Genomic DNA, 24347 nt, shown 5'->3' with positions numbered 1-24347 from the left:
ATGAAGATTAACAACACCACTAATATTGTCATTAGCGCTTTGGTCTCATTGGTCTTTATGGTCGGTTGTAGCAAACCGCTTGAGATGGCACATAAACCTACCCTAGTAGATGTATATACTTTACCCAGTATTGAAAATCAGGTGATGCGAGAGTTTAACGGCGTGTCACGGGCGCAAGACCTGACTAAATTATCATTTCGAGTTGAAGGGCGCATAGCAAGATTACCGGTTTCCAAAGGCCAGACGATTAAGCAAGGTGATTTACTCGCCGTGCTTGAAAAGCGTGATTATGAAATTGTGCTTAATGATCGCCAGGCTCGTATGGAGGTGACCTTTAAACAAGCCCAGCGTGGTAAACAGTTAGTCAATAAAAAACTGATGGCACAATCAGAATATGACCAAATGAACGCGCAATATTTAGTTGCAAAAGCACAGGCAAAACAGGCAGAACTTAGCCTGCAATATACTGAATTACGCGCGCCTTTTGATGGCATGGTCAGCGATGTTTTTTTACAGTCATTTGAAAACATTCAACCGGGTATATCGGTATTAAGTGTACAAAAAACCGAACAAATTGAAGTCGATGTGCAAATCCCCGATATGTTGATAGCCGTCTCTCGACGGGCAACAGATGAGAGTGCCTTCGAAGTCAGTTTTGAAGCATTTGAAGGGGTGGTATTTCAAGGTCGATTACTTGAAATTAATACTGAAAAAGATCCTACTACATCAACCTATATTGCCACTATTGCAGTAGATTTAGACGATCAATATAAAGTGTTGGAAGGAATGCCAGCCAAAGTTAAAGTCAATTTAAGTAATATGACTTACACCTACAGCCGCCAATTTTTATTACCCATAAAAGCGGTTGTAATGAAAGATGGTGACCAACTCGCTCATCAGGAAAGTGGTGTGTGGGTTTATCAGGCCAACACTAAAACCGTCCAGTATCAGCCAGTCAAACTGGGGGTTATTGTGGGTGATAACATTGAAGTGGTCAGTGGACTTAAAGATGGTCAAACTATTATTACCACAGGGGCTTCTCGTATGATTGAAGGCCAACAAGTTCAATTAATTCAAGGGTAATAACTAGATGAATATTGCAGGATATTTCGTAAAAAATACCGTGATCAGTTGGATGTTTATCCTTATTTTACTTATCGGTGGATTAATGGCCTTCACTGGATTAGGCCAGCTAGAAGATCCGCCATTTACCATTAAAGATGCCGTGGTAGTCACCTTATACCCAGGTGCAACCTCAACTGAAGTCGAAGAAGAAGTCACTTATTTGGTCGAAAAAGCCATTCAAGAACTGCCTTACATTGATAAAATTCGCTCACTCAGTACCTCAGGTATGTCGCAAATTACCGTCACCATGAGAAACAATTATGGCCCAGATGAATTGCCCCAAATTTGGGATGAGCTGCGTCGTAAAGTGAATGATATGGCATCAAGTTTACCGCCTGGGGCGCATGCGCCAATGGTTAACGATGACTTTGGTGATGTATACGGCATCATGCTGATGGTCAGCGGTGCAGATTACAGTTATCGAGATTTATTAGACTATGTTGATTATGTTAAGCGTGAATTAGAACTCATACCCGGCGTGGGTAAGGTGTCGCTTGCGGGCAAACAGCAAGAGCAAGTTTTTGTTGAAATGTCGCTGAACAAAGCGGCCAGTTCTAATATTGACCCACAGCTTATTTCAAACCTACTTAACTCACAAAATATGGTGTCTGATGCCGGTAACATTCGTGTTTCGGGTGATAACCTTAAAATCAGAACCAGTGGCGGCTTTAGTTCCGTTGAAGAGCTAGAAGAGCTGATTATTCCCGGTACTCAAGGTAATAAACTGATTTACCTTAAAGATGTGGCGACCGTCAGCCGTGGCTTTCAAAATATTCCCACAAACCTATTAAGCTTTAACCAAAATAGTGCCATCAACATAGGTATTTCATTTTCATCTGGGGTCAATGTTGTTGAAGTGGGTAAGCTAGTCGATGCTAAATTAGCCTCAATTGAAAGCGCCAGACCCGCAGGTATGCACATTGAAACCATGTATAACCAGCCTAACGAGGTGGATGTTTCGGTTAGCAGTTTTGTGTGGAACCTGATTGCCGCAGTCGTCATTGTTATTGGTGTGCTACTGGTCTTTATGGGGGTTAAAAGCGGTATTTTAATCGGTCTTATTCTATTTTTAACCTGCCTTGGCACCTTTATGTTAATGCTGCAGGCAGAAATTGAATTGCAGCGTATTTCACTTGGCGCATTGATCATTGCCTTAGGCATGCTGGTGGACAACGCCATTGTGGTGGTCGAAGGTATTTTAATTGGTCGCCAACGAGGCCAAACTACACTCGAAGCTGGCCAAGCCATTGTTAAGCAAACTATGTGGCCATTATTAGGCGCTACCGTTATCGCGATTATCGCGTTTGCGCCCATTGGCTTATCCCCTGATGCTACCGGTGAATTTGCTGGGTCATTGTTTTGGGTATTGCTGTTTTCACTGTTTTTATCCTGGATTACCGCCATTACGATTACACCATTTTTTGCACAGATATTTTTTGGCAAAGAGGGTGAAAAAGTGCCTGAAGGTGAGTTAGCCGATCCCTATGGCGGCGCATTTTTTGTGTTTTATAAAAAAATACTCAATATTTGTATGCGATTTCGCTGGTTCAGCACCTTTGCGGTACTGGTGATGTTCGTTATTTCTATTGCTGGTTTTGCCTATGTTAAGCAATCCTTCTTCCCGCCTTCAACAACGCCGATATTTTTAGTGGATGTGTGGATGCCAGAAGGCGCAGATATTCGCGAAACAGAAGCGGTTATTAAACAAATGGAAGCCAAAGTCGCCGTTATTGAAAATGTTGAGTATGTTGCTTCAACCATAGGTAAAGGTTTTCCGCGTTTCTTATTAACCTATTCGCCGGAAAAAAACTTTGCCTCATACGGTCAAATAGCGGTTCGTGCCAGTAGTTTTGATACTTTACAACCGGTAATGGTTGAGTTTAGACGTCAAGCAGAGCAATTTTTCCCACAAACCCAGCTTAAGTTCAAACGCTTAGAAATCGGCCCTTCGACAGATGCCAAAATTGAAGCCAGATTAAGCGGCCCAGACCCAGATGTACTGCGTCAACTTGCGGCACAGGTTATGACCATTTTTAACGACACCCCAGGTACGGTCAACGTACGCCATGATTGGCGTGACCGGGTCAAATACATTGAACCGCGCTTTAATGAAACCCAGGCCCGCCGCTTAGGTATTGTTAAAAGTGAAGTGGATAGATCGATTAAGTTCGCCTTTACTGGGGTAGATATAGGGGTTTACCGTGAAGGCACCACCTTATTACCTATTATTGGTCGTTTACCTAATGATGAACGTGTCGATATTGAGTCAATGGAAAGTATCCGTATCTGGAGTCCGGTGATTAACGGTTTTGTGCCACTTCAGCAGGTTGTAGATGGCTTTGACGTTAAATTTGAAGACCCAATTATTCAACGTCGTGACCGTAAACGCACTTTAACCGTGTTTGCCGATGCTGATTTTGAATACGATATTTTGCCAGCGGCACTGTTTAATCAAGTTAGGCCTAAAATTGAAGCGCTTGAGTTACCAGTAGGCTATGAATTGCAATGGGGCGGCGAGTTTGAATCATCAAGTGATGCGCAAGCTTCACTGTTTTCAACCTTGCCTATTGGATTCTTGTTGATGTTTTTAATCACGGTTTTCTTATTTAACTCAGTGCGTAAGCCACTGGTTATTTGGTGTTGTGTTCCGTTAGCGATTATAGGTATCACTTCAGGGTTATTGATTTTAGACAAGCCCTTCAGCTTTATGGCGCTACTTGGTATGTTGAGTTTATCGGGTATGTTACTGAAAAACGGCATTGTGTTGCTTGATCAAATCAACACCGAAATTAATGAAGGCAAAGAGATATTTCAAGCGGTATTTGAGTCTACGGTTAGCCGTGTGCGTCCTGTGTGTATGGCAGCGGTAACCACTATTCTTGGGGTGTTGCCGTTAATCACAGATGCATTTTTTGAATCATTAGCTGCGGTAGTCATGTTTGGGTTAGGTGTTGCCACCATCTTAACGTTAATTATTGTACCTGTGTTTTACATCATATTCTTTAATGTGAAATATCGAGATTATAAGACCTTCTAGTCAAGATTGTTAACCGCTAAAGCCCTGCTCATCGAGTAGGGCTTTTTTATTACCGCTATGTGAACCGTTCAACAAAACGTCCCGTATAAAGTTGCATATGTATTTAATGTGAGCCTTAACGATGTCTTCAAAAATAGGCGCTTATAGCCAAGCTGTTATTAATGTCACCAACCTTCGTTTACGCACTTTTATCGGCTTTAACCAGGATGAAAGAGAAAAGCAGCAAGATGTGGTGATCAATATTGAAATACATTACCCAGCAGACAAGTCATTTCAAACCGACAATGTGGCAGATGCGCTCAACTATAAAATTATCACTAAAAAAGTGATCCAGCATGTAGAGGAAGGACGATTCTTACTACTTGAAAAGCTGGTTGCCGATGTCGTGGACATATGTAGCGAACATCCATCAGTGACTTTAGCTAAAGTGACCATCGACAAGCCCCATGCATTGCGCTTTGCCGATTCTGTGTCGCTATCTTTAGAACACCGCCGTTAACCTTATTTAAGAGGCCAATTTTATGTCAGCAAATAGCATTATGTCAGTAAACAACGGCATTATTTCAGACGCCGCCAAAAAAGTGCAGTCAGCATTAGTTGCGCACGGATTAGAAACGCCATTATTACCTACAGAGCTCACCGCACAGCAAAAATATGAGCGCATTAAAGGGTTAATGACCGAAGTTGTGGCAACGCTAGGGTTAGACTTAACCGACGACAGTCTAGCTGAAACACCGCACCGTATTGCCAAAATGTACGTTAATGAGATTTTCTCTGGTTTAGACTATGCCAATTTTCCAAAAATCAGCCAAATTGAAAATAAAATGGGCGTGGAAGAGATGGTTAAAGTCAGCGATATCAGCGTGGTCAGCACCTGTGAGCATCACTTTATTACCATAGATGGTATAGCGAAAGTGGCTTATATCCCTAAAGGCAAAATTATTGGGTTATCAAAAATAAATCGTATTGTGCGATTTTTTGCCCAGCGCCCTCAAGTGCAAGAGCGCTTAACACAGCAGGTATTAGTGGCACTGCAAACATTACTAGAAACCGAAGATGTAGCGGTAACCATTAAAGCAACCCATTATTGTGTTAAGTCTCGCGGCATAATGGACACCACATCAAGCACGCAAACCACCGCCTTAGGTGGCAGCTTTAAGGCTAACGCCTCTACTCGCGCAGAGTTTTTAGCCGCTTAATCAAGTCTAGCCAGTCTCTGTCGTTCATCATGAAGTTAAATTAAGGCATTGTTAACTGACAATGCCTTTGCTACTGGGTAGAATAAGCGCAAATGGTTCTTTAATAGAGTTTTTGCATGCACGTACATATTCTTGGCATTTGTGGCACCTTTATGGGTGGTTTAGCGTTATTAGCACGTGCAATGGGCCATAAGGTCACAGGCAGCGATGCTAATGTTTATCCGCCAATGAGCACGCAACTTGAGCAACAGGGCATAGAGCTGATTCAAGGTTTTGACCCAAGCCAATTGGGCGAAGAAGGCATTAATCAGCCCGACATTGTGGTGATTGGTAATGCGATGAGTCGAGGCAATTCTTGCGTTGAAGCGGTATTAAACCGCGGGATAAAATATACCTCTGGGCCACAATTTTTGTCAGAACATATTTTGCCTAATCGTTGGGTATTGGCTGTGTCTGGCACTCACGGAAAAACGTCAACTGCCAGCATGTTGGCGTGGGTATTAGAGTATTGCGGCTACCAACCGGGCTTTTTAATTGGTGGCGTACCGCAAAACTTTGGTGTGTCAGCGCGGTTAGGTGATTCGGCTTTTTTTGTGGTCGAAGCAGACGAATACGACAGTGCTTTTTTCGATAAACGCTCTAAGTTTGTCCATTACAAACCCCGTACATTGGTGATCAATAATTTAGAATTTGATCATGCTGACATTTTCGCTGACTTAGCCGCTATTCAACGCCAATTTAATCATGTTATTCGCACCGTACCGGGTGAAGGTAAAGTGATTTGGCCTAAGGATGTGATTGCGGTTAAACAGGTTATGGACATGGGCTGCTGGAGCGAGCAAGAAACCTTTAGTGCAACTGACAGCGATGGTTGGCAAGGTCAGTGTATTGCCGCCGACGGCCACGAGTTTGAAGTGATGTTTAAAGGTGAGTCTCAAGGCGTTTTAAATTGGGGCTTAATCGGTCAGCACAATATTGAAAATGCAATAATGGCCATTGCCGCAGCGCGACACGTGGGCGTTACTCCCAAGCATGCTATTGACGCTTTAGCGCAATTTAGCCCACCAAAGCGTCGAATGGAATTATTAGCAGCACCCAATAATATTGCGGTTTATGATGATTTTGCCCATCACCCAACAGCGATTGAAACCACCCTAAAAGGACTTCGCGCCAAAGTGGGCACAGGTGATAACGCCAATGGCAAAATTATTGTCGTGCTTGAGCCTCGCTCTAACACCATGAAAAGTGGCGTGCATAAAGATACTCTCGCCAATTCGATGGCGCTGGCCGATGAAGCATGGTTGTATCAAGCCAGTAATGTCGGTTGGGACATTGCCGATAATATGCGCTCAGCTGCTATTCCGGTAACCGTCAGTGATGATATTAGCCAAATTGTGGCACAAGTCAGTCAAGCGGCTAATCCAGGTGACACGGTAGTGATAATGAGCAACGGTGGTTTTAATGGTATTCACCAACAAATCATTAATGCGCTACTGAAGAAATAGTCAGTTATTTAATTAATCATGCTGCTCGCTTCATAAAGGATTAAAGATGGCTTACGCCAAAAAAGATAAATCAATTAGCCTAGCGTGGACCGGGGCCTCGGGTGCACCTTATGGCATCAAATTACTACAATGTTTATTGGTTGCCGATTATCAGGTTTTTTTAATGATATCGAGCGCCGCCAGAGTGGTACTTGCCACCGAACACGGCTTGCAATTAAGTGCTAATCCCGACAAAGCCCGCGAGCAACTACTCAGCTATTTTGCTCAGCAGCAAGCACCTTTAGCCGGTGAGTTAATTGTACTTGGCAAAGAAGAATGGTTTTCGCCGCCAGCGTCCGGCAGTGCTGCACCTAAGCAAATGGTGATTTGCCCTTGTTCAACAGGCACATTAGCCGCAGTTGCTAGTGGCATGAGTAATAATTTATTAGAACGTGCAGCCGACGTGGTGATTAAAGAGCGCGGCCAGTTAATACTGGTGCCAAGAGAAACGCCCTTTAGTGCCATACACTTAGAGCATATGCTAAGCCTGACTCGCAATGGTGCCACCATAATGCCAGCCGCACCGGGTTTTTATCATAATCCCAAATCGGTGGAAGATCTGGTAGACTTCATGGTTTCCCGAATTCTAGATCATTTGGGTATTGCACACGAACTGACAAATCGCTGGGGTTATGGCGTCGACGCCCCCCAAGATATTGATAATTGAGAACTGTATGAAACACACCATAGAACCTATGATTTCAACCGAAGAAATCAATAAAACTTTAGATCAACTTGCCGAGCGTATTAACGCCCACTATGCCAACAGCGAACGTTTACTCATGGTTGGCTTATTGAAAGGCTCAGTGGTTTTTATGGCAGACCTATGTCGCCGTATTAAAGGTCATGTTGAAATCGACTTTATGTCGGTATCAAGTTATGGCAACTCAACAACTAGTTCTCGCGATGTAAAAATATTAAAAGATGTTCAATCAGATATTGCTGGTCGTGACGTATTGATTGTTGAAGACTTAATTGACTCGGGCAACACCTTAAATAAGGTGCGTGAAATTTTATTGCTGCGTAATCCAAAAAGTCTGGCCTTATGCACCTTATTAGATAAGCCAGAACGCCGTGAAGTGGATGTGCCCGTTGATTTTATTGGCATGACAATTCCCGACGAGTTTATTGTGGGCTACGGCATTGATTATGCCGAGCAATATCGAAATCTGCCTTACATAGCTAAAGTCGTGCCTTTATAACGACAGCAGTATTACAAATTACTCCCACAATTGTGGGAGTTTTTTTCGATAAAATAAGGAATTTAGCATGACAGAACACACCGATGCCCTGGTGATAGAAAACCTACAAAAAACCTATAAAGGGGGAGTTGAAGCCGTTAAGTCACTCAGTTTAACGGTTAAACAAGGTGACTTTTTTGCATTGCTAGGCCCTAACGGAGCAGGTAAGTCGACCACTATTGGCATTATTAGCTCGTTAGTGCAAAAAACCGCAGGCAGCGTCAAAGTGTTTGGCTTTGATATTGACCAACAACTTGAACGCGCCAAATTGTGTATTGGCTTAGTGCCTCAGGAATTTAACTTTAATCAGTTTGAAACCGTACTGCAAATCGTGGTTAACCAGGCTGGTTACTACGGCGTGACACGCAACATTGCGTTGGTTCGTGCTGAAAAATACCTGTCACAACTGGATTTATGGCACAAGCGTAATGCGCAGGCACGTGAACTGTCCGGTGGCATGAAACGTCGCCTAATGATTGCTCGCGCATTAATGCATGAACCTAAACTGCTTATTTTAGATGAGCCCACAGCCGGAGTAGATATTGAACTGCGCCGTTCAATGTGGGATTTTTTAAAGCAGATTAATGCCCAGGGCGTGACCATTATTCTCACCACCCATTATCTTGAAGAAGCTGAAATGCTGTGCCGTAATATTGGTATTATCGACACCGGGCGTTTAGTAGAATGCACTAGCATGAAGTCATTGCTTAGTAAGTTAAATGTTGAAACCTTTATCTTAGATTTGACTCAAAATCTCAGCGCCGCACCTAAGCTGGAAAACATGTCATGTCGCTTGATAGACCCACACACACTAGAAGTTGATGTGGCTAAAAACCAAAGTATGAATAGCCTATTTACCCAGCTAACCACTGCCAACATAGAAGTGCTATCAATGCGCAATAAAGCTAACCGCCTAGAAGAGCTATTTGTCGAGCTCGTTGAAAAAGCCAAGGGGGCGAAATAATGAACGCACTGTATTTAGTCGCCTTTAGAAGTATTTTAAAGAAAGAAATTAATCGCTTCACCCGTATCTGGGTGCAAACCTTAGTGCCGCCAGCTATCACTATGACCTTATACTTTCTCATTTTTGGTAACTTAGTCGGTAGTCGTATTGGTGAAATGGGTGGCGTAAGCTACATGGAATTTATCGCCCCAGGGTTAATTATGATGTCAGTTATTACTAACTCATATTCTAATGTGGCCTCATCATTTTATAGTGCTAAATTTCAAGGCAATATAGAAGAAATCATGGTGGCGCCCGTGCCGCATTATGTGATGATAGCCGGCTATGTCGGCGGCGGCGTTGCCCGTGGCTTATGTGTCGGCCTTATTGTGACTGTAGTGGCTATGCTGTTTGTTAACATCAGCTTACACCACGTTGGCTTGGTAATATTAACGGTGTTTTTAACCTCAGTGCTATTTTCACTCGGCGGATTAATTAATGCAGTATTTGCCAAAAGTTTTGACGATATCAGCATCATTCCAACGTTTGTATTAACCCCATTAACTTACCTTGGCGGAGTATTTTACTCGTTGTCATTATTGCCTGAGTTTTGGCAAGGTGTGTCAGGGTTAAACCCTGTGGTGTATATGATTAACGTATTCCGCTATGGCTTTTTAGGCTTTGCCGATATCAGCGTGCCGTTATCGGTGGCTATTATGGTCGGCTTTTGTGTCGCCTTATGGACCTTGGCTTACTACCTCATATCGCGTGGCATTGGTTTGCGTAGCTAGAAGCTAATAGCTTATAAGCATAAACGTAATTTTAAAGGGCTCACAAGAGTCCTTTTTTGTGGGCGTAATTTACATGGTTCACTTTGTTGGCGATCACAAAGGCTGGTCATCTAATGCCGTTAACTATAATCCATTGGGCTTTGCACCCCAGTTTGGTGCAAACCTGCTACATGGGTATATATTTGGGTCGTTTTGACATCATTATGGCCCAATAACTCCTGTATTGTTCTGATGTCGTGCCCACGTTTAAGTAAGTTGGTCGCAAAAGAATGCCGGAAAGTATGAGCGGTAATCCGTTTAGTGATGTTGGTTTCATGTACTGCTTTACGTAATGCTTTTCTAAAGGTTGTAGGGTCAATATGGTGCCTGCATATATAGCCATTAATAGGATGTGAGACACAGTGAATGGAGGGAAAAAGATATTGCCAATGCAATTGCTTGGCACTTGCACCAAATTTTTTAAGTAAGCTTGAGGGTAAAGAAGCCATTCCTAGTCCCTGAGATAAGTCATGATCATGAGTCTCACGCACATTCAGCATCTGCTCATGTATAGGGTCAATGGTCATTTTGGGTAAAATACACACTCTATCTTTTTTGCCTTTACCTCTAAAAATAAACAGGGTGCGATTTTCAAAATCGATATCTTTAACTCTGACGCTTAAGGCTTCACTTAACCTTAAACCCGCACCATATAATAAACTGCCTATTAGCTGATATTTTCCTTGTAAATGGTTGATGACTTGTTTGGCTTCTGCATCATTTAATACCTGAGGAATGCGTGTTGGTGCTTTAGCATAAGGAAACTGCAAATTGTCTGTATTGATGGCTAACACATGTTTAAAGGCAAAAACCAGCGCGCAAAGCGCCTGCTGTTGCGTACTGCTAGACACTCGCCGTTCGTTTGCTAGAAAACATAAAAACTGTTCAATGTGCGTAGGTAAAATATGCTTTGCAGCAGTAAACTTAAAATATCTTATAAAATAACGGTTCCAATAAAGGTATGACTTTTCAGTTTGGTAGCTGTAATGCCTTACTCTAATTTGTTGTCTAATAGCTTCTAAATATCCAGTTCCTGCCATCATTTCCCCCTTTATGTTACCTGTACTGTATTTATATACAGTTATAATGGGTTTTGACGGAATAACAATAATAAGTGAACAAAAAGCAGTCTAAAGGACTATGTCGAGAAAAATAGGGCTGCTCTAATATATTGATCTTGCTTGGTTTATTTTTTTACATTTGGCGCAGACACTTTTAACGCGCAATTTTAGTTTTATATTTGAGTGTAAGAGTCATTAAATTGCTTTACTTCAAAGACATAGGAAATGTAGGATGATATTAATCAATAACTTAAACGGGCGGCTTTATCGGTCGAGCCGTTCAATAAGCTGTTATGCGTATAGAGAGTATCAATGCAACTTGAGCTGTTATCTGAACATCATTTGAAGCAATTGTTTGATTTTGAACTAGAAAATAGATCATGGTTTGAATCATTAATTGAGCCTCGGGATAATGATTTTTATTCTGAGCAAGGTGTTGAACAACATATTAATGCAGAACTTGATAAAGTACGTTCTGGTTCTGCGTTTTGTGGTTTACTTATTAAAGATAATGAAATTGTCGCAAGAGCCAATTTAAGAGATATTAGCTCTAATAAAGCTTATGTAGGTTATAGGGTTTCAAAACGTTTTATATCCCAAGGCTATGCAAGCTTTTGTCTAGCTTCGCTAGTTGAAATTGCACAAAGAGAATTTAGTGTTCAATCTCTGGAAGCTAGAGTATTAGAAAACAATCCTGCTTCAAAGCATGTGTTGTTAAAGCAAGGCTTTGAAATTATTGGCGATGCACCTGATTTTATTAGTTTAAATAATAAGCCATTATCTTGTACTACGTTTAGGTTAAAATACGCATAACAAGCACTTCAAACGGAACAAAAACAGTTGGTTAGGTTCCGCTTCGCTTCACATTTTAACCAACAATTTTTGTCCGCTTAAGTGGGCGTTAGTGAGCAAGGAGTGTTCAGGTGCCAACTGGAGTAAAAGTATTTGGTCTGGGAAATTTTGTTTATGGGCTATTATTGTTTGTCCCTTCATTGTTTCAAGGCTTTTCATTTTCTTTATTGATTGGTGGCTGGTTAGTTTTAACAGGTATTGGGTTACTATTGCGTAAAAACTGGAGCAGAATTCTATTTATTTACGGTTGGGTTTTGCCTATTGGTATCATACTTTATGAAGCACCCGCATTTTTACTGCTGATTCTACAATTACTGATTCCTGCAATATATTTTATTTTAGGTGCGGTTTATCTTAACGGTGAAGAAGCCAAAGCGTATTTTGTAAAAGCTCACTAACAAGGCAAGTCAAAGCGACCGCTAAAGCGGCGCTTGCTTGCGGCGTTAGGCATTACATGAATTATTCAGAGTTTTTAATAAATATTGAGGAAGTTGGATATTCACGCCAAGGGAAATCATGTGCCTTTTGTAATATAGGCGAATGGACTATTGGATTTATTGGGTTAAGTGGTAAGTTTCAAAGTAATGGCTCTAAAGCTTACGTAGTTTGTGCAAGACCTACTGAGTTTGAGTTTATGACTTCACCAAATAAACAGTTTTCAACTGAACCTATGGAATATCCTTTGAAGTTAACTTTAGAAAGTTTTACTGAAAAGTTAGAATACGAGTCAAACTTATTGAGGTTTGACTACGATAGAATTGGAACTGAGTCAGATTGGTCTGACTTATTTAAGCTTATAGCAAATGATTTACCAATAGCTTTAGAGAAGTTAAAGGTTACTGGTTTAATTACTCAAATAACAAAGAGTTCCGAGCTAGGTTATATTGAAAAAGTTTGGCTCGGTCTAAAAAATGCCTAACAAGTCGTTTAAACGGAATAAAAACAGTTGGTTATCGCTTCGCGATTTCAACCAATCATTTTTATCCGCTTAACGAGGCGTTGAGGCTGTAGAATTTCTCCCCAAGAGCCGTTTTTAACGTCTATTTACAAATAAAGTTAATTGGTTGTTTTTTGAACTTGTGGCGTGTCGGTGTCTGTGATCTAATAGATATTATTCACCTACAGTAAATTGCCATGGCGAACTACAAACCTGACTTATCCTGCCAAAGTAAATTCATCCCCATCAATTTTTCAGAGCAAATTCTGCCTGGTACATTTGAATATGCCCTTTGTTATATTATCGAAAATAAACTCGATTTATCGGGGTTTGATGCTTGGTATCACAATGATAAAGCGGGTGCTGCAGCGTATTCACCGGCTGTGATGTTGAAGATTATTTTACTCGGGTATGCGCATGGTTTAATTAGCAGTCGACGCATTGCTAAGGCGTGTGAAAACAATATTTTGTTCATGAGCGTGTCGGGTGATGTACAGCCACATTACACATCGATAGCGGGTTTCGTGGCTAAAATGCACGAACAAATAGAACCCTTATTTACTCAAGTGCTGCTGATTTGTGATGAGGAAGGGCTAATTGGCCGCAATATGTTTGCCATCGATGGTTGTAAGTTAAAGTCAAATGCGAGCAAAGAATGGAGTGGTACATTCGATGAACTCGGCCGTAAAAAAACGAAATTAGCGCGGGCAAGCAAACGGATTATTGAACGTCATCAAGCGCAAGATGGCCTAAGTGAAGAGTTAGTCACACAAGACTTAAAACAAAAAGAAAAGTTGGATAAAAGTGCGGACAAAATAACGGCATTCCTCGCGACACACCAAGAAAAAATAGGCAGTCAAGGCAATCCTGTAAAAAGCAATATAACCGACCCTGACAGCGCAAAGATGACCACATCCAAAGGCACCATTCAAGGTTACAATGGTATTGCGATAAACGATGATAAACATCAAATTATTTTACAAGCACAAACGTGGGGTTCGGTCGGTGAACAACAAACGCTTCAGCCCGCGGTCACGCAATTAAAACAACAACTCGAAAAGCTCAATATCGATAACCCCTCAAACGAACACACCATAAAATTCACCGCAGACAGCGGGTTCAACAGCGAAGCTAATCTGGCATTTATGGCGCAAAGTGGCTTTGATACCTACATCGCAGATAACCAATTTAGAAAACGAAACCCGTTGTTTAAAGAAAGTGAAACTTACGAAACCGAGCAAGAAAAGCGCAGATTAAAACGACGTAACGGCAAGCCAAGATTGTTTACCTGTGATGACTTTCATTATAATGAAGCAACACAAACCTGCCGATGTCCCGCAGGCAATGAGATGTGGCGAAGCGGCATCAATGTCAAAAGCTATAACCAAGAATACACCCGATTCTGTGGTTATTTAAAAGATTGCAAAATCTGTCCGCTGCAACAGCAATGCATGCGAAAACCGCCGATAAAAACGGGGCGGCAAGTGCAGTTTAAAAATGATGCCTCACGGAAAAAGCTGAGTTACACCGACAAGATGAAAGTGAAAATAGATAGCCCGATGGGGCGGCGGCAATATAGCAAACGACTGGGTTGCATTGAGCCTGTGTTTGGCAATATTACGGTCAACAAAGGGATGAATAAATTGACCTTACGCGGCCAAGTCAAAGTTAATGCCCAGTGGCAACTGTATTGCCTTGTTCACAACATAGAAAAGCTGCAACACGTGATGCACTAAGAAGGGTAAGCCCTTTTCACCTCAAAAACTCACCAAACCTGCCTTATACTCCCTCTAAAAATAACAATACATCAGCATGTTAAATAGTAATCTAAACACCACTAAATAATTGAATCAAAATAGAAACTCAGATATTGTTTGTTCATTAATCAAAATGAATTTAAAAACGAGTAATTCTACAGGCTCGTTATGAGCCTTTAGCGTGGTGTATGTAAATATGGATAGCACAAATCAAAAAGGTGAACTTATATCAGGTAGCGCCTTAAAGGATAAAGTTGCAAAAATCAAAAGGAAGCGGATTCTTTCAAAGTTAAAAATCACGTTAATTCATTTTGTATTTCTAGCTTCAATTGTGGCAATCTTACTATTTGGTAATTGGCTGTTTGCAGTGGCTGTTTTAATTATGTGGCTAGCACTATTGTTAAGCTTTTAATCGGCACATAACAAGCTAATTAATAAGGACAAAAAACAGTTGGCTGTTTTCGTTCCTCAACATTTTAGCCAACAATTTTTTGCCCATTATTAGGGCGTTGAGGCTGTAGAATTTCTCCCAAATAGACATTTTCAACGTCTTTTTACAAATAAAGTTAATTGGTTGTTTTTTGAGCTTGTAGCGTGTCGGTGTCTGTGATCTAATAGATATTATTCACCTACAGTAAATTGTTATGGCCAACTATAAGCCTGACTTATCCTGCCAAAGTAAATTCATTCCCATCAATTTTTCAGAGCAAATTCTGCCTGGTACATTTGAGTATGCCCTTTGTTATATTATCGAAAACAAACTCGACTTATCAGGGTTTGATGCTTGGTATCACAATGTAGTGGTCAAGTAAAATTGGCCACGGTTTTAGAGTCATTCCAATATAAACGTTCTGACTCATTTGGCGTTAACCCACCATTATATTGATGGGGTCTAGTTTCACTGTAATATCCAGTGATGTAATTTGTGATCGCTTTGTCTGCTTCTGTAAAATTCCCATAACCATTTACAGGTACCCATTCAGATTTCAAACTTCTAAAGAAACGCTCCATTGGTGCGTTATCCCAACAATTCCCGCGACGACTCATACTTTGCTCAATCTGAAGACGCCATAATAACTGCCTAAATTTCAAGCTAGTATAATGCGAACCCTGATCACTGTGATAAATCACATTCTCAGGTTTACCCCTTAACTCAAACGCCATATTCAAGGCTTTGCACGTCAGTTCGCTATCTGGCGATAATGACAAAGCCCATCCCACAGGTTTGCGGGAAAATAAATCTAGAACAACCGCTAAATATGCCCAACGATTACCGACCCAAACATACGTCACGTCGCCACACCACACTTGATTTGGTTGGGTAACAGCAAACTGTCGATTAAGCGTATTAGGGATAGCTACATGCTCTTGTGTTGCTTTCCTATAAGCATGCTTAGGCTGCTGACAACTGACTAACCCAAGCTTTATCATGAGATTACGAGCTCGATAACGACTAAGTTTAATCCCTTTGTTAGTCACTAATTGCGCTATCGTTCGAGCACCGGCAGAGCCATTACTAATACGATGCGCGGTCTTCACTTCACTGCATAAAATTGTAAAATCAGCATCAATATGCTCTTTTCTTTTTAGCCAATATTTATAGCTACTTCGATGCACTTTGAATGCATTACAAATTGTGAGAATAGAGTGGCTCTGCTTGAGTTGGCTGATTAGCGCAAATTGTTCATCGAGTCTGACATCAAGAGAGCGGTAGCCTTTTTTAGGATAAGATTATGCTCCTCAATACGTGCTATGTGTTTGTTCAACTCACCCATTTATCCATGGTTGATTTACCCACGTTCATCGCCTTTGCAGCTTCGATGATGCTATGGTTTTTATCTAGGACTAATTGGGCTGCTTCAAGTTTGAATTCAGGACTAAATGTTTTTCGGGTTGTCGATCTCATGTGTTCACCTAAAGTAATTTACGAGGTAATAATATCACCTCTATTTAGGTGGCCAAAATAACTATGCCACTACACTTGGCAAGTGGGCCGGACCGGAGGGCACATTTCTTCTGCTCGCTGGTGGATGCGGAAAATACGAGGTTACAATTCAAAACCTAGACGGTCCGCAAACCTTCAAAGGCCTTGCTGTGGGAGATCAAATCAGGTTTGAACGCAATGGCGTGAAAGAGCATCTGCGAGCAACAAGCGGTGTTGAAACAGGAATGAAGTGGCTTAGCGAGAAAGCTAATTGCCTGTCAGTTCGTGTCGGCGAAGGTTACTGCCGCGACTAGTGAAGGCTTCAATGCTATTAAGTATGAGCACACTCAATATTCAACGATAAATAACATGTCCATATATGGCATTTTTATTCTAACTTTTTACTCTTTCTCTTTTTGCTCGCAGCATTTTTTATTTACTCAGCTTTATCTTTATGAATACTATGTATCATCACCATCTGTACGGAGATTAACAGAGCAAATTTGATACATTTGGGCTACGATATGAAAGTTAAGGTTCTTCTCGTCATAAATGTATGATCATGGTCTTATATTGTTAAATGAGCAGTATTAATTTAATCGGTAGTAAGTAAGATGATGCTGTAAGTCTTTTATACCCTCTATAAGCACAATAAACTGCTAAAGTTAAACACTTAGACAAACGAACTTAAGAGATAAAAATGAGTCTATCAAGTATTAGAAAACTACTCATAACATCAATATTCATGATTCTCTCTAGTGCTGTATGCGCTGAGAATATTAATATTTATACTTGGGAAGATTATTTTTCTGATGATGTTATCGCTGAATTTGAACAAAAAACGGGTCATAAAGTGACCTTGACTTATTATGACAGCGAATCAGACAGAGATGCATTGCTACTCAGTGAGAAAGCGAAAAATTTTAATGTTGTGTTGATTGATAGTTTAATGCTGGGTATTAATTCAAAAAAACAACCTATGTATCATTTCTCTGAAAAATCTCTGCCAACAATAGTGAATAATAATCCTAAATGGCGTCAGGCATGTGGCGATGTTGGTGTGCCTTACGCGAAAGGAACTATTGGTATTGCCTATCGGGAAAGTGTCAGCAAAACACCTATTACTTCCTGGACCCAATTTTTTAAACCACCCGCAGAGCACCAAAATAGAGTATTAATGATAAAAGATAGTCTTGATACCGCCGCCATTGCTTTAATTGCCAATAATTTACCTCCGTTTTCTGAAAATAAAGACGACTTAAAAGTTGCGTTCGACACATTAAAGCAGCAAGAGCCCTATTTATTGGGTTATCAATACCTATTAACTCACACAGCCATTAATCAAGAAAAAAGCCAAGCCAGTTTGGCTATGGTTTATGGTGGCGACATTGCAACAATAACTAAAAATAGTGGTCAAAATGATTGGAAATATGTTGTTCCTGATGAAGGCACGCTGTTTTGGGTTGATTGCTTAGCTATCCCGTTTGAAAAAAATGCGACAGAAGCGACCTTATCGTTTTTGAATTACATTAATGATCCACAAGTAGCGATTAGAGTGGTAGAAGAAGTTTTATTCTCTACGACTAATGATGCTGCTGTTACTTTAGGAAGTGAAAGCTACTTATCAGATCCTGATTTGTTTATTTCTCCAGAGATCCAAGCGCGCAGTAGTTTTTATCAGCCTATTAGTAATGAATCAATGTTATTGCGTCAGCGGATGAATAACTTGCTAAAAGATAAATAACTTATGAAGTTAAGAAAACGGATTAATTTGATTTTACTGCCCGCTATCGCGGTAGTATTTTTTACGTTTTCTTTTTTCTTTTATCAATCAGCTAAAAATAATATTGTTGATGCTGCTCTGAGTGCTTTCTCATATCAATTTGAGCGCATAGCAAGCCGTGGTGCAGCGAAGGTTATTGCGGTTGAAAACATGATAAATTCTCAACTGCAAACTAAAGAAGCAGCTGATTTATTTGAGAATGCTAAAGTTGATGAAATTGATATCAGAGTGAGTGCGCAGTTTTTAGACCGGTTGATTAAATCGAGTGACAGTAAGTCTATTCAAGATATCGCTATTTTTAATTTACGTGAAAAGCCCATCAGCTACATCAATTTTGAAGATCCTTTTGCCGATGCTTCAGTGACAGATTCAACACATTTTTTAATAAACAAAATCAATAACGCTATTGTAAGTAAAAATCGTCAACGGATATTTGCTCACTACTACCAAATTACCGCCACAGAGACTGAGTCTGATGAGATCCAGCTATTTCGTATTTTTTCACCTTACCTTTTAGTATCACAACCTTTATATAATTACACCAACGATTTAGTCGTTATTCAAACTAGATTAAAACCGAATTATCTTAAAAATATTTTTAATCAAGAGATTAGCCAGTACAAGGAATACCTTTCGGTTGAAATGTTCACACATCCTTTAACTGAGAAAGCGCTTAATAATAGTATTGTTGTAGAGCAAATTGAAGGTGTAGATTCATATCGTTTTACGGTAAAAGTATTTGATGGAATTGTGAACATCAGTCTAAAAAAAGCGTTTTTTAACTCATCATTAATGAATTTAAAAATCAAAATTGGATTAGGCGCCGTAGCATTATCTTTATTTTGTTATTTTATTTTACATTTGTTGATATATAGACAAATCATTCGGCCAATAACTGAATTGGCAGAAGGTGTTAATGCGGTACAGAAAGGAAATAGTGATTCACTTATACCGTTAAATACTAACGATGAAGTTGCAGAACTCAATAATAGTTATCTTGCATTAATAGAACGTATTCAGCAGTTAGCCAACAATGACGAGTTAACAGGCCTTGCGAATAGAGCATACTTCAACCGAGAATTAAATAATAAACTCGACTCGTGTACGGCTGAGACTAACACGTTAGGTTTACTGTTTATCGATTTAGATAATTTTAAATACGTTAATGACAATTTTGGCCACGAGGCCGGTGATCGTGTTTTAGTTAACTTTGCTAACAGGTTGACAAACTCATTAAGAAAAATCAACCGTGTTAATAATAAACAACAGGATCAATGTATCGCACGTCTAGGTGGTGACGAGTTTGTGGTATTGCTTGAAGGACTGCAAAATGTTGAAGAGCTAGAAGCGATAGCTCAACGTATTGTTGGTTTGTTTGATTTGGGGTTTGAAGCTGACGGCAAAACTTATGATGTTCATGCCAGTATCGGTATAGCATTCCAGTTTGGTAACAAATTTAAAGCTGATGCATTTTTACAGCAAGCTGATAGTGCCATGTATGCAGCAAAAAAAGCGGGAAAAAATAGTTATTGTACTTATGACGACTCGTTAGATAATCAATTAAAAGAGCAGAAATATATTGATTCCGAGGTATCAAAAGCGTTACGTGATAATTCCTTGTATCTGGTTTATTTGCCTTACTACGATACCGAAACACTTGAAGTAAAAGGTTTTGAGGTGTTACTAAGGGCGCCAGCGTTAGAGAAGAAAGGCATTGGTCCTGATAAGTTTATTTCGATTGCAGAACAAAGTGATCTGATTACAAAAATTGATTTATGGGTCATTAATGAAGCCTTGAGTAAGCTGACAAATCTGCGAAGTAAGCAAGGTTTTGACGGTACACTGGCTATCAATATTTCATCTCGAGAGCTATTTAATGATGGTTTCGTAGCAGAAGTTTCGTCTTTAATGGAGCAATATGAAACTCCGCCTTATAAAATTATATTCGAAATTGCAGAGGCTCCGCTACTTGCGAAAGATAATAAAGTGTTAGTTAATCTCACTAGGTTAAAAGCATTGGGGATTAAAATTGCTATTGATAACTTTGGAGTAAATTATTCAGCCTTTAGCCATTTAAATCATTATAGATTGGACTCATTAAAAATAGATCGCTCATTCCTACTGCAAATGAGAGATGTTCAGATGGGTAATAAACCGCTGATTGATATTATTTACGACCTTGCCAACATCCATGGGTTAGATGTTGTTATAGAAGGAGTGCAAAGCGAACAAGAATTAAATCATGTAAAAAATTTAGGCTGCAATACGGTTCAAGGTTTTTATTTGTCAAAACCATTAGATTGGAACCAAGCTAAAGCCTTAGTGAATAAAACAAATATAAGTTATTTACCAACGAATAAAAGTGGCTAAATAATATTTGGTTTGTGAGTAAAAGCTAGGCTAATAATAAAAGCTATGCTAATAAAGGGCTGAATTTTGCCAGTTCTTTCCCGTTAACGGTTTTTTAAAAAAATCACTTGTAAATGACACTGCAATATCTGGACGCTCCCTGTGAGCAAAGATAATACTCAGCTCATCTAAAGCTTTTTGGCCTTAATTTTCAATTCTATTACTTTACACTTGCCATTGCTTTTAATGTGGCTTATTTACCGCTAAAAGCGGTTGTACTACCCTGATATTTATAAAAGGGCGGGCTTAACAGCCAAGCTGCGCCCCTAATGAAATCCGTATTACAGTGTCTGTCAATTGCAACACCCATGCGAATTAGATTTAGTACTTGTTGGCCTTAGCCATTTGTTCATCGTTAACAATAACCTTGGTGAGTATTCAATGTGCTATCTTGCGGCTCTTATCACCCACTCGGATTAACAGCCCTTGGCCAGACCGAGGTGTGCATCACATAATGGGTGGCATTTTTGCTTTTGCTTTTTTGCTTAGCACTATCGTATATAGTGTTATATTGACGTTACTACAATAATTTACGTATTGTAAAATATATACTTAAAGATGTAATGACAGGGAGTTTTACATGACGATAGGTAAGTTTTCACTAAGGGGCTTGGGTCACAAGGTTATTCGCAATTGTAATAGTGTTTACCTAAGCTGTTTTGCAGCCTTTTTTTTCCTGATGATTATAGTGCTGTTCTTGCTCCGTTTTACCTATGCTGCCAATGCAGGTGAAGGGTTAGTTGCAGACTCGTCAGTTGTATCTGATGCTGCTGTTTTGCAAGTACACATACCAATGGGCAAGGAGTTCGCTGAAAGTCATGTGTCATATTTTCCAAAGCTGTTGGCATTGGCGTTAGACAAAACAAGCATTACAGATGGGCCTTACAAGATATCCTATCTAAATGAGCAATATACCACTCATCGGCTTATTGCTGAACTATCGAAAGATACGCATTTACTCAGTGTCATGTGGACAGCGAACAGCGCTGAACGTCAACAGCAGTTACGTCCAGTTAAAATATCAATTCTGAAAGGACTTAATAGCTATCGTATCTTTCTTATTAGAAAAGATGACCAGGTAAAATTTAATCTTGTTAATAGCTTACAGGATTTGCGAGGCTTTATTGCTGGGCAAGGTGCGCAGTGGCCTGATGCGAATGTATTGGCGGCTAATGACATGCCACTTGTCACTGTGACCCAATCCGATTCTTTGTTCCCGATGCTAGCCAGTAAACGCTTTGATTACTTTCCGCGAGGATTGTATGAAATATGGGCGGAGCAACCTGCCCATGCAAACAAAGGTTTGGTTATAGAGGAGTCATTGATCCTTAACTATCCATCGCCGATTTATTTTTTTGTAAATAAAAACGACAAAGCCTTAGCTGATCGTATTGAGCGCGGCTTAACTATTGCCATCAGTGATGGTAGTTTTGATGAACTTTTCTTTAGTGTTGAAGGGTTTAGAAAAGGGTGGGCTGAATTGCATAACAATAATCGTAAGCTTTTGAAATTAAAAACTGATTTTCAAGATCAAGATTAGTGAGTGTATTCCAACTACTAATATGGTCTAAGATGTCTTTGAAACAATCAGTTCTTAATCAGACAAAACTATTTCCCACTTGATTGATCTCAAGCTTTTCTGCGACTTCAAAATTATGGGTGGCATTATTGAAGTCCGTAATTGTAGTTCCCTAGTAAATTATCGACGTTTTCAGTGTGTATTTTGGTCTTTGGCATATTTAATAGCCTAATCTTACAGCGGATAATACCGCGCGATTTATGATGTTATTCGCTTAAAATTCTTATGCTAATCAACCATTAACAAACAATATTTTGTTACAGCTACTCTGGAATGGTAAAAACGAAATACGCACCGTTACTCTGTTTATTCTCAATACTGATATTTCCGCCTAGTTTTCCTGTGACAAGGTTATAAACAATATTCATTCCTAAGCCACTTCCGCCCTGGTTGCGTTTGGTGGTGAAAAATGGATCGAAAACCTTTGGTCTGTCATGCAGTGGAATACCAATTCCATTGTCTTTATAGTGAAATTGAATTAAACCTTTATTTTGGATTATTTCGATTTCAATTTTTCCATTGTCAATATCAACTAATCCGTGGGTCATTGAGTTACTGATGAGGTTAGTGATAATTTGCCCAATGGCACCAGGATAGGTTTCGATTGTCAGTGCTTTATCACAAATAATATTCCATGTGTGTGATGTATTTTCAAAATAGGGCTGCAGACTTAAAAGAAGTTCAGTGAGATATTTTTTTACATTTATAATGCGCGCTTCATCATTTGATTGATCTACCGCTAACTGTTTAAAGCGTCCTATTTGACTGGCTGCACGGTTAAGGTTGGACTCGATAATTGCAGAAGATTTAGAGGCCGTCTCTAAAAATTTCTCTAAATCATTACGTGTTAACTTATCTTGATCATAAAGCGTTTGGTAGAAGCTAACTTGTTGAGTCAAATGAGATGATGCCGTTAAACAAACCCCGACAGGATTATTGATTTCGTGTGCTACGCCGGCAACCATTCCTCCCAAGGATGCTAAACGCTCAGAGCGAATAATTTGATCTTGAGCGCTTTTCAATTCGGCTAAAAAACGATTTAGTTCTTGGTTTTTATGTTGTAGTTCCGCTGTTCTTTCATTTATAGATTGCTCTAGGTTTTTATTAAGCAAAAGAATTTGTTGTTCAGTATAACGACGTTCTTTTATTTCATGTTTTAGTTGCTCAATTTTTAGATTAAGGGTTGCAAAAATCGCCGTGGATTGTTCTTTATTGTTACATTGCAACATGATCAAGGGCTGATGATTATTAGCACTGGATCTAATCGCACTCCCATTACATCGGTATGTCGAACTAGACTCATTTTGTTCATGAAATACCAAGCTTGAGGGGAGAGGAGTTTGAGTGCGAGACCACATTTTTAACAGCCGCTCTATTTTATCAGGGCTTTCATTTAAGAGTTCACTGATGTGAATCATAGAGCTTGTTACTTTTAGTAACGGAAATATATATTTAGCGCGGCTGTTAAAGGACACGATAATGCCTTTATTAGTGAGTAATAAATGAGGCGATTGAAGCGCATTGGTGATTTTAACGAAGTTCTCTGGCAGCATATTGATTAACTTCCCTCGTAGTAATCTCTACCTTCGGCCTCTTTTGCCTCGTCAGTTAGTTGAAAATACACAGTGACATGGCAATATTTATCGCCTCGAGCAATTGTTTTATCTAGAGTGACTTTGGCATAGCCGTTATTTTCAGCCGCTATGGTGCCAAAAACGTTAGATGTCATCATGCATAATGAAGGGCGGCCATGAACTTTATCACCAAATGGACAAGTGTTATTACCAAAAATAACCTTATTTTCATCGACGCTAATAATATGAAAATTGCCTTTTATACGAGTTTTGAGGTCTTGTAATACCCCACAAATTTGGTCTCTACTTAGTTTGGATACCTGTAATTCTTTTTTATAGCTATCATTGATTTCAGTGCCAATCTCTTGCCCGACGATACTGATAAATCCCGATGCTTCATCAAGGCCGATAAGGTCCTCTAATTGCCCTGAGATCCCTCGAATAACCGAGCGAAAAAAAGTATCACGTTCAAGTGGGATACTGAGATTATCTAATCGGATATTGTTTACCTTTATCTCATTCATGATTATTTTCCGTCGTCGTTGAAAGTGA

General features: G+C 39.8%; 20 protein-coding genes and 2 pseudogenes. 18 read left to right on the top strand and 4 right to left on the bottom strand.

Annotated features, from left to right (window positions below):
* The 9 genes from ACRWP9_RS17675 (at position 1) to ACRWP9_RS17635 (ending at position 9880) form a co-directional block, all read left to right on the top strand.
* The gene (locus tag ACRWP9_RS17675) at positions 1-1083 is read left to right on the top strand and encodes an efflux RND transporter periplasmic adaptor subunit (RefSeq protein ID WP_434927071.1); all 1083 of its coding nucleotides are present in this window, start codon (positions 1-3) and stop codon (positions 1081-1083) included.
* Between the two features lie 7 nt (positions 1084-1090).
* A complete protein-coding gene (locus tag ACRWP9_RS17670; protein WP_434927070.1) occupies positions 1091-4162 on the top strand; it encodes an efflux RND transporter permease subunit in 3072 nt (1023 codons plus the stop codon).
* 121 nt (positions 4163-4283) lie between these two features.
* The gene (gene folX, locus ACRWP9_RS17665) at positions 4284-4661 is read left to right on the top strand and encodes a dihydroneopterin triphosphate 2'-epimerase (protein WP_226413517.1); all 378 of its coding nucleotides are present in this window, start codon (positions 4284-4286) and stop codon (positions 4659-4661) included.
* A gap of 40 nt (positions 4662-4701) precedes the next feature.
* Positions 4702-5361: a GTP cyclohydrolase I FolE gene (folE, locus tag ACRWP9_RS17660; RefSeq protein WP_226415826.1), complete on the top strand. Its 660-nt coding sequence runs from the start codon at positions 4702-4704 to the stop codon at positions 5359-5361.
* A 116-nt stretch (positions 5362-5477) separates the two neighbouring features.
* Complete coding sequence (mpl, locus tag ACRWP9_RS17655) at positions 5478-6866, top strand: UDP-N-acetylmuramate:L-alanyl-gamma-D-glutamyl-meso-diaminopimelate ligase (RefSeq protein WP_226413519.1); 1389 nt, start codon at positions 5478-5480, stop codon at positions 6864-6866.
* 46 nt (positions 6867-6912) lie between these two features.
* A complete protein-coding gene (locus ACRWP9_RS17650; protein WP_226413521.1) occupies positions 6913-7572 on the top strand; it encodes a flavin prenyltransferase UbiX in 660 nt (219 codons plus the stop codon).
* Positions 7573-7579: 7 nt separating this feature from the next.
* Positions 7580-8107: a hypoxanthine phosphoribosyltransferase gene (hpt, locus tag ACRWP9_RS17645; protein WP_434927069.1), complete on the top strand. Its 528-nt coding sequence runs from the start codon at positions 7580-7582 to the stop codon at positions 8105-8107.
* Between the two features lie 67 nt (positions 8108-8174).
* The gene (locus ACRWP9_RS17640; RefSeq protein ID WP_261297065.1) at positions 8175-9110 is read left to right on the top strand and encodes an ABC transporter ATP-binding protein; all 936 of its coding nucleotides are present in this window, start codon (positions 8175-8177) and stop codon (positions 9108-9110) included.
* Complete coding sequence (locus tag ACRWP9_RS17635; RefSeq protein ID WP_226413527.1) at positions 9110-9880, top strand: ABC transporter permease; 771 nt, start codon at positions 9110-9112, stop codon at positions 9878-9880. The genes ACRWP9_RS17640 and ACRWP9_RS17635 overlap by 1 nt, the downstream gene beginning before the upstream one ends.
* 119 nt (positions 9881-9999) lie before the next feature.
* On the opposite strand, the gene ACRWP9_RS17630 is transcribed toward ACRWP9_RS17635, so the two are convergent.
* The gene (locus tag ACRWP9_RS17630) at positions 10000-10962 is read right to left on the bottom strand and encodes an integron integrase (protein ID WP_434927068.1); all 963 of its coding nucleotides are present in this window, start codon (positions 10960-10962) and stop codon (positions 10000-10002) included.
* 330 nt (positions 10963-11292) lie between these two features.
* Between ACRWP9_RS17630 and ACRWP9_RS17625 the strand changes: the two genes are divergently transcribed.
* From ACRWP9_RS17625 to ACRWP9_RS17600, 6 genes and pseudogenes are all read left to right on the top strand, one after another.
* Entirely contained in the window at positions 11293-11793 is a 501-nt protein-coding gene (locus tag ACRWP9_RS17625; protein WP_009840367.1) for a GNAT family N-acetyltransferase, read from the top strand.
* Between the two features lie 110 nt (positions 11794-11903).
* Positions 11904-12230, top strand: a complete 327-nt coding sequence (locus ACRWP9_RS17620) for a hypothetical protein (protein ID WP_434927067.1) — start codon at positions 11904-11906, stop codon at positions 12228-12230.
* A gap of 56 nt (positions 12231-12286) precedes the next feature.
* On the top strand, positions 12287-12751 hold the full coding sequence (locus ACRWP9_RS17615; protein ID WP_434927066.1) for a hypothetical protein: 465 nt from the start codon (positions 12287-12289) through the stop codon (positions 12749-12751).
* 215 nt (positions 12752-12966) lie between these two features.
* Entirely contained in the window at positions 12967-14505 is a 1539-nt protein-coding gene (locus ACRWP9_RS17610) for a transposase (protein ID WP_434927065.1), read from the top strand.
* 217 nt (positions 14506-14722) lie between these two features.
* Positions 14723-14938 carry a hypothetical protein gene (locus tag ACRWP9_RS17605; protein WP_434927064.1) on the top strand — a complete coding sequence of 72 codons (216 nt, stop codon included), beginning with the start codon at positions 14723-14725 and terminating at the stop codon, positions 14936-14938.
* 232 nt (positions 14939-15170) lie between these two features.
* Positions 15171-15323, top strand: a pseudogene (locus ACRWP9_RS17600) (transposase); the annotation flags it as partial.
* A gap of 7 nt (positions 15324-15330) precedes the next feature.
* On the opposite strand, the pseudogene ACRWP9_RS17595 reads toward ACRWP9_RS17600, so the two are convergent.
* A pseudogene (locus tag ACRWP9_RS17595) lies at positions 15331-16432 on the bottom strand (IS3 family transposase).
* Between the two features lie 718 nt (positions 16433-17150).
* Here ACRWP9_RS17595 and ACRWP9_RS17590 point away from each other — a divergent pair.
* The 3 genes from ACRWP9_RS17590 to ACRWP9_RS17580 all read left to right on the top strand — a co-directional run bounded on the left by ACRWP9_RS17590 (position 17151) and on the right by ACRWP9_RS17580 (position 22182).
* A complete protein-coding gene (locus tag ACRWP9_RS17590) occupies positions 17151-18194 on the top strand; it encodes a polyamine ABC transporter substrate-binding protein (RefSeq protein ID WP_434927063.1) in 1044 nt (347 codons plus the stop codon).
* Positions 18195-18197: 3 nt separating this feature from the next.
* Positions 18198-20603 (top strand): EAL domain-containing protein, encoded by a 2406-nt coding sequence (locus tag ACRWP9_RS17585; protein WP_434927062.1) that lies wholly within the window; start codon positions 18198-18200, stop codon positions 20601-20603.
* Positions 20604-21222: 619 nt separating this feature from the next.
* The gene (locus ACRWP9_RS17580) at positions 21223-22182 is read left to right on the top strand and encodes a hypothetical protein (RefSeq protein WP_434927061.1); all 960 of its coding nucleotides are present in this window, start codon (positions 21223-21225) and stop codon (positions 22180-22182) included.
* Between the two features lie 302 nt (positions 22183-22484).
* Here ACRWP9_RS17580 and ACRWP9_RS17575 read toward each other — a convergent pair whose 3' ends face one another.
* Both ACRWP9_RS17575 and ACRWP9_RS17570 read right to left on the bottom strand, forming a co-directional pair.
* Positions 22485-23774, bottom strand: a complete 1290-nt coding sequence (locus ACRWP9_RS17575; RefSeq protein WP_434927060.1) for a sensor histidine kinase — start codon at positions 23772-23774, stop codon at positions 22485-22487.
* A gap of 5 nt (positions 23775-23779) precedes the next feature.
* Positions 23780-24319, bottom strand: a complete 540-nt coding sequence (locus ACRWP9_RS17570) for a methanogen output domain 1-containing protein (protein WP_434927059.1) — start codon at positions 24317-24319, stop codon at positions 23780-23782.
* Between the last annotated feature and the right edge of the window lie 28 nt (positions 24320-24347).

It is taken from the genome of Shewanella sp. HL-SH2 (assembly GCF_051164935.1).
GTDB classification, from domain to species: Bacteria; Pseudomonadota; Gammaproteobacteria; order Enterobacterales; family Shewanellaceae; genus Shewanella; species Shewanella glacialimarina.
This window is presented reverse-complemented; position numbering and strand designations above follow the sequence as displayed.